4 protein-coding genes are annotated in these 5,384 nt (G+C 70.5%); all 4 read left to right on the top strand.

Features of this window, described 5'->3' with window-relative positions:
* Positions 1–88: 88 nt before the first annotated feature.
* Entirely contained in the window at positions 89–748 is a 660-nt protein-coding gene (locus tag ACY5KJ_RS17125; protein ID WP_462188294.1) for an HhH-GDP family DNA glycosylase, read from the top strand.
* Between the two features lie 90 nt (positions 749–838).
* Positions 839–1,408, top strand: coding sequence for a type 1 glutamine amidotransferase domain-containing protein (locus ACY5KJ_RS17120; RefSeq protein ID WP_462188293.1), 570 nt, complete (start codon positions 839–841; stop codon positions 1,406–1,408).
* A gap of 428 nt (positions 1,409–1,836) precedes the next feature.
* On the top strand, positions 1,837–4,323 hold the full coding sequence (locus ACY5KJ_RS17115) for a HelD family protein (RefSeq protein WP_462203839.1): 2,487 nt from the start codon (positions 1,837–1,839) through the stop codon (positions 4,321–4,323).
* 149 nt (positions 4,324–4,472) lie between these two features.
* Positions 4,473–5,384 (top strand): MurR/RpiR family transcriptional regulator (locus tag ACY5KJ_RS17110; protein ID WP_462188291.1); only part of this gene is annotated, 912 nt, incomplete at its 3' end.

Below are 5,384 nucleotides of genomic sequence, written 5' to 3'. Positions count from 1 at the left end.
GGGCAGGGCGGAGTGCGTGTGCGGAGCGCATGGGCGGAGCGCATGGGCGGGGCGGAGTGATGGCGGGTATCGCGGGTAGCCCCACTGCATGGCTGGAACCGACACAGAGGCGGTGCTCGCCGAACTGCTCGCCCGGCATGGGCGGACCTACGCCGACGAGATCGGCGCCGACGTGCCGGCTGACACCGCGGAAGCGATGTTCAGGCTGATCGTCTTCGCCCTGCTCGCGAGCGCACGGATCCGCACGTCGATCGCGGTCGCCGCCTGCCGTTCCCTGATGGACGCCGGCTGGACCGACGCCGCAGCCATGGCCGAGGCGACCTGGGAGGACCGTACCCGGGTGCTGAACGGCAGCGGGTACGCGCGCTACGACGAGAGCACCTCTCGGACATTGGAGGCGGCCTGCCGTTACCTGATGGACACCTACGACGGTGATGTCCGCCGGCTGCGGGATGCCGCCGAGCACTCCCCGGACCGGGAGCGGGAGCTGCTGCAGAAGATCAAGGGGATCGGTCCGGTCGGTGCCGACATCTTCCTGCGCGAGGCGCAGGCGGGATGGGACGAGCTGGTGCCCTACCTCGACGAACCTACCCGGAGAACGGCTGGAGCCCTCGGGCTGCCGACCGGCCCGGCGAGGCTCGCCGCACTGGTCGACCGGCAGGACTTCCCGCGGCTGGTCGCTGCGCTGGTGCGGGCGCGTCTCGAGCACGACGTCACCGACCTGCGGGAGGCGGCGAGCAGGCCCTGACGCCCGTCCGGTCCCGACCCCAGCTGGCGAGACAGGAGCAGACAGCAGGCGGGCAGCAGGCAGACAGGAATCAGGCAGGAGGACGTGTCGATGACGACGCACGACGACAGGATTCAACGCAAGATCGCGTTTCTGGTGGCACCGGAGGGCGTCGAGCAGGTCGAACTCACCGAGCCGTGGAAGGCCATCGAGCAGGCCGGCCTGAGTCCGGTGCTGGTGTCGACGGAGGGAGGCAGGGTGCGGGCGTTCCGGCACCTGGACCCCGCGGACACCTTCCCGGTCGACGTCACGGTCGCCGAGGCGGATCCCGCGGACTTCGACGCGCTGGTGCTGCCCGGCGGAGTCGCCAATCCGGACGAGTTGCGGTGGCAGCCGGGTGTTGTCGAGTTCGTCCGGTACTTCTTCGATGCCGGCCGCCCGGTGGCGTCGATCTGCCACGCTCCCTGGACCCTGATCGAGGCGGACGTGGTCCGCGGACGGCGCATCACGAGCTGGCCGAGCCTGCGCACCGATCTGCGCAACGCCGGGGCCGAGGTCGTGGACGAGCAGGTCGTCATCTGCCGGTCCGGGCCGAACACGCTGATCAGCAGCCGCAGACCGGATGATCTGCCGGCCTTCGACGGCACCCTGGTGGAGCATCTCACCTCGGTGGGCGTCTGATTACCTCGGTGGACGCCCCAGCTCGGGACGCCGTTCACCGTGGATGCGAAGGAACCGCCGGAAACGGCTCCTTCGCCCGGGCCGTCTGCTACCTCGGATCAGGTTGGTCGCTACCCCGCACCAGGTGGATCATTGCGGTGTATCCCGTCGCCGGACATCCGTAACCTGGAACAGCGATGATGCGGCATTCCGGCCGCCGTGCCGGATGGCGGGCCGGCTTGCCGTGGTTGCCGTGGTCGTTCGTGGACACGCCGTCGTTGTCGTGGACATGTCGTTACCAGGGTGGGGTCACCGGAGCCGGGTCACCAGGCGGGCCGGGAAGATCTGCCGGGGAGGGGCTGTTACTCTCCCTGGCTCACCTGACGGCGTCGGCCCGCAGCCCGGGAAGCCGCAGCCCAAGAATCCGACCGCGACCGGGAGGAGAGCCGGTGCCGACCATGCAGGACGTCGAGCGCGCCCGTGAACAGGCGTACCTGGACACGCTGTACATCCGGTTGGACGAGGTCCGCGAGATCACCCGTGGGCAGCTGCGCCGGGTCCTGCTGGAAAGTGGCACGGGCACCCCACAGTCACTCGTGGAACGTGACGTGTTCGCGGCGACCCACGCCGACCGGCTCGCCCGCCTCGACGCCGCCGAAGGGCGGCTGTGTTTCGGCGCGATGGACCACGCCGACGGGCGCCGGACGTACATCGGCCGGATCGGCCTGTCCGACAGCGAGCAGGAACCGATCCTGGTGGACTGGCGGGCCCCGGTGGCCACCGCCTTCTACCGGGCGACGCTGGCCGATCCGCACGGTCTGGTGCGGCGGCGTCATCTGCGGACCAAGGGCCGGGAGGTCACCGGCATCGCCGACGACCCGTTGAGCCTGCCGGCCGGCACGGCCACCGGCACTGGCACCGGCACGAGCGAGCCCGGCGGGGTGACGGCGTCCGGCGACACGATGTTGCTCGAGGCGCTGGCCGCGCCCAGGACCGGGCGCATGCACGACATCATCGCCACTCTGCAGGCCGAGCAGGACCGCATCATCCGGGCGCGGGCGAACGGCGTGCTCGTCGTCGACGGTGGACCGGGGACCGGTAAGACCGCGGTGGCGCTGCACCGTGCCGCCTATCTGCTCTACAACGACCGGGCTCGACTCGACCAGTCCGGCGTGCTGATCGTGGGGCCGAGTCCGGTGTTCCTGCGCTACATCGACCAGGTGCTGCCCTCCCTCGGGGAGACCGGGGTGATCTTCGCCACGCCGGGACGGCTCTTTCCCGGGGTCGACGCGCACGGCGTCGAGGACGCCGCGACCGCTGCGCTCAAGGGTGATCCGCGGATGGCCGAGGTCATCGCCGCCGCCGTCAGGGACCGGCAGCGGCTGCCGCGGCGAGAGGTGCTCATCCCCTACGACGATCACATGCTGCGCCTCGGTCGCGACACGGTCGCGCGGGTCCGCACCCGGACGCGGCGCAGCCGTCGCCCGCACAACTCGGCCCGTCGGATCTTCCTGCGCGAGCTGTTGGCAGAGCTGGCCACCCAGGTGGTGAACCAGATCCCGGGCGGGCTGCTCGACGCCGACGAACGCGGCCAGATCATCCGGGACCTGTGGTCGGCGGAAGAGGTCCGTACGGTGCTCGACGGCCTCTGGCCGCTGCTGACCCCCCAGCGGCTCCTCGAGGAGCTCTTCGCCGATCCGGCGGCCCTGGCGCGTGCGGCGGGTAGCCGACTCACCCCGGCGGAACGATCTCTGCTCGAGGACCGGCGGACGGCCGCAGCGTCCGCCCGGATCCCGGTGCAGCGCGACGGCGTGGGTACGGCGAGTACAGCGGCCGCCGAGCGGGTCGAGCGGGTCGAGTGGGTCGAGCGGGCGTGGGCTCCGGCCGATGTGCCGCTGCTCGACGAGGCCGCCGAGCTGCTCGGCGACCCGGGCGAGGAGACCGGCCGCGAGACCGCCCGCCGTGCCGAGCGGGAACGCGAGGAGGAACGCGAGTACGCCCGGGGCGTGGTGGACATGCTCGGGCTCGAGGGGCAGGTTGACACCGAGGCGCTCGCCGAGCGGTGGAGCGGGCCGCGGGCGCGGCGCAGTGCCGCCGATCATGCCCGCGAGGACCGCACCTGGACTTTCGGCCACCTGATCGTCGACGAGGCCCAGGAGGTCTCGCCGATGTTGTGGCGGCTGCTGTGGCGGCGCTGCCCGGGACGCACGGCGACCCTCGTCGGTGACCTGGCCCAGACCGCCCGGCCGGGCGCGCCGACGTCCTGGGGGGAGCTGCTGGGGCCCGCGGTCGGCGACCGGTTTACGGTCGAGCGGCTCAGCGTCAACTACCGCACACCTCGGGAGATCATGGACGTTGCCGCCGACGTCCTGCGGGCGCAGGACCCGACGGTCTCCGTTCCCCTCTCAGTGCGTTCGGTGGGCCGTGCCCCGACGGCGGTGCGCGTGGGCGACGTGACGACCGACGATGTCCCGGGCCTCGTCGGTCTGCTCGAGACTGGTCTGCTAAAGGACAGGCGGACCTTCGCCCAGGAGCCTTCCGGGGACCTCGTCGCCGCCGTGGTGTACGCGGCGAGCCGGGCCGCGAGCGAGGTCGGCGACGGGCGGGTCGCCGTGATCTGCCGCCCGCAGGACATCCCGGGGCTGCGCGGCGCCCTCATGGCAGCCCTCCCGGATCTGGCGGTCGCGGCGGACTCCGTCGACCCCGCCAGATCCGTCGGCAACGCTCTCGACGCGCCGGTGGTGGTGCTGAGCGTGGCGGAGAGCAAAGGTCTCGAGTTCGACGCGGTGGTGCTGGTGGAACCGGCCGCGTTGCTGGCCGGGCCGACCCGGGGGCTCGCCGACCTCTACGTCGCGCTGACCCGGGCCACCCGTTTCCTGACCGTGGTGTATTCCGGCGAGCTTCCGCCGGTACTGGGCCGACTCGCCCGGCGGTAACGTGCCCGCCCGCGGACGGGTTCCGGATCCGTCCGCAAATACCAGCTAGCCCTGCGTGAGGAGCAGCGTCGGAACAAAATTCCGATATTTTCTTGATATAAAATGTCCATCCATCGTTCATCGGAACGTTGTTCCGTGTGGCTAGGTTCGTGGATGTGACGACCAGGCCCAGGGCGACCAGGCCCAGTGAGACCGGCGCGGCGAGCGTTGCTGACGAGCCGGCTGGCACCCTTGCTGAACGGGTGCGGGGGGCCGCCGCGGATCTCGCTCCGAGCGAGGCCCGGGTCCTCGAAGCGTTGCTGGAGCCGGGAGCGGAGATCCTTAATCTTTCGGTATCCGAGGTCGCCGCTGCCGCGGGGGTGGGGGTCGCCACGGTCGTCCGCGCGTGCCAAAGTCTCGGCTTCAAGGGTTTCCAGGCAGCCAAGATCGCTCTAGCTCAAGATCTTCTGCCGCTCGGTGAACGCCCCCGGGAGGACATCGATCCCAGCGACACCGTGCATCAGGTGCTTGCCAAGCTGGCGGCCTCGAACGGTCAGGCACTGTCGCGCGTCCCGATGAGCGTGGGCGCGGGTGCGCTTGCCGATGCCGTTGAGGCGCTCCATGCGGCGCGGCGTGTTCTTTTTCGGGGGGTCGGCACAAGCGCACCGATTGCCGCGGACGGGGCGTTTCGGCTGGCCACGATCGGCGTCCCGGCCAGCTTCCCGCCGGATGTGCACACGCAGCACGTGCAGGCACGCCTGCTCGGGCCGGATGATGTCGCGGTCGCGGTGAGTCACACCGGGGCGACTCATGAGACCGTAGGCGCTGCTCGCGGCGCACACGCCGCCGGTGCCGCGGTTATCGCGATCACCAGTTTTCACAGCAGCCCGTTGACGGAGGTCGCGACAACCGTGCTCGTCGCCGGGAGTCGTAAAACCCGGTACCAAATAGAGGCGATGACCAGCCGTCTCGCCCACCTCCTGGTTCTTGAGAGCCTTTTCATCGCTCTTCTTCTGCGGAATCCTGACCATGCCCGCATCGCGCAGACTCTGGCTGCGGATGCTCTCGATGAACACTGTTAC

This window comes from Frankia sp. CcWB3, from assembly GCF_977927595.1.
The sequence above is the reverse complement of the archived record's forward strand: the minus strand, read 5'-3'. Positions and strand labels throughout refer to the sequence as shown.

Coding starts and splice junctions, on each gene's coding strand:
- ACY5KJ_RS17125 (WP_462188294.1), top strand. CDS start 89: ATGGCTGGAACCGACACAGAGGCGGTGCTCGCCGAACTGCTCGCCCGG.
- ACY5KJ_RS17120 (WP_462188293.1), top strand. CDS start 839: ATGACGACGCACGACGACAGGATTCAACGCAAGATCGCGTTTCTGGTG.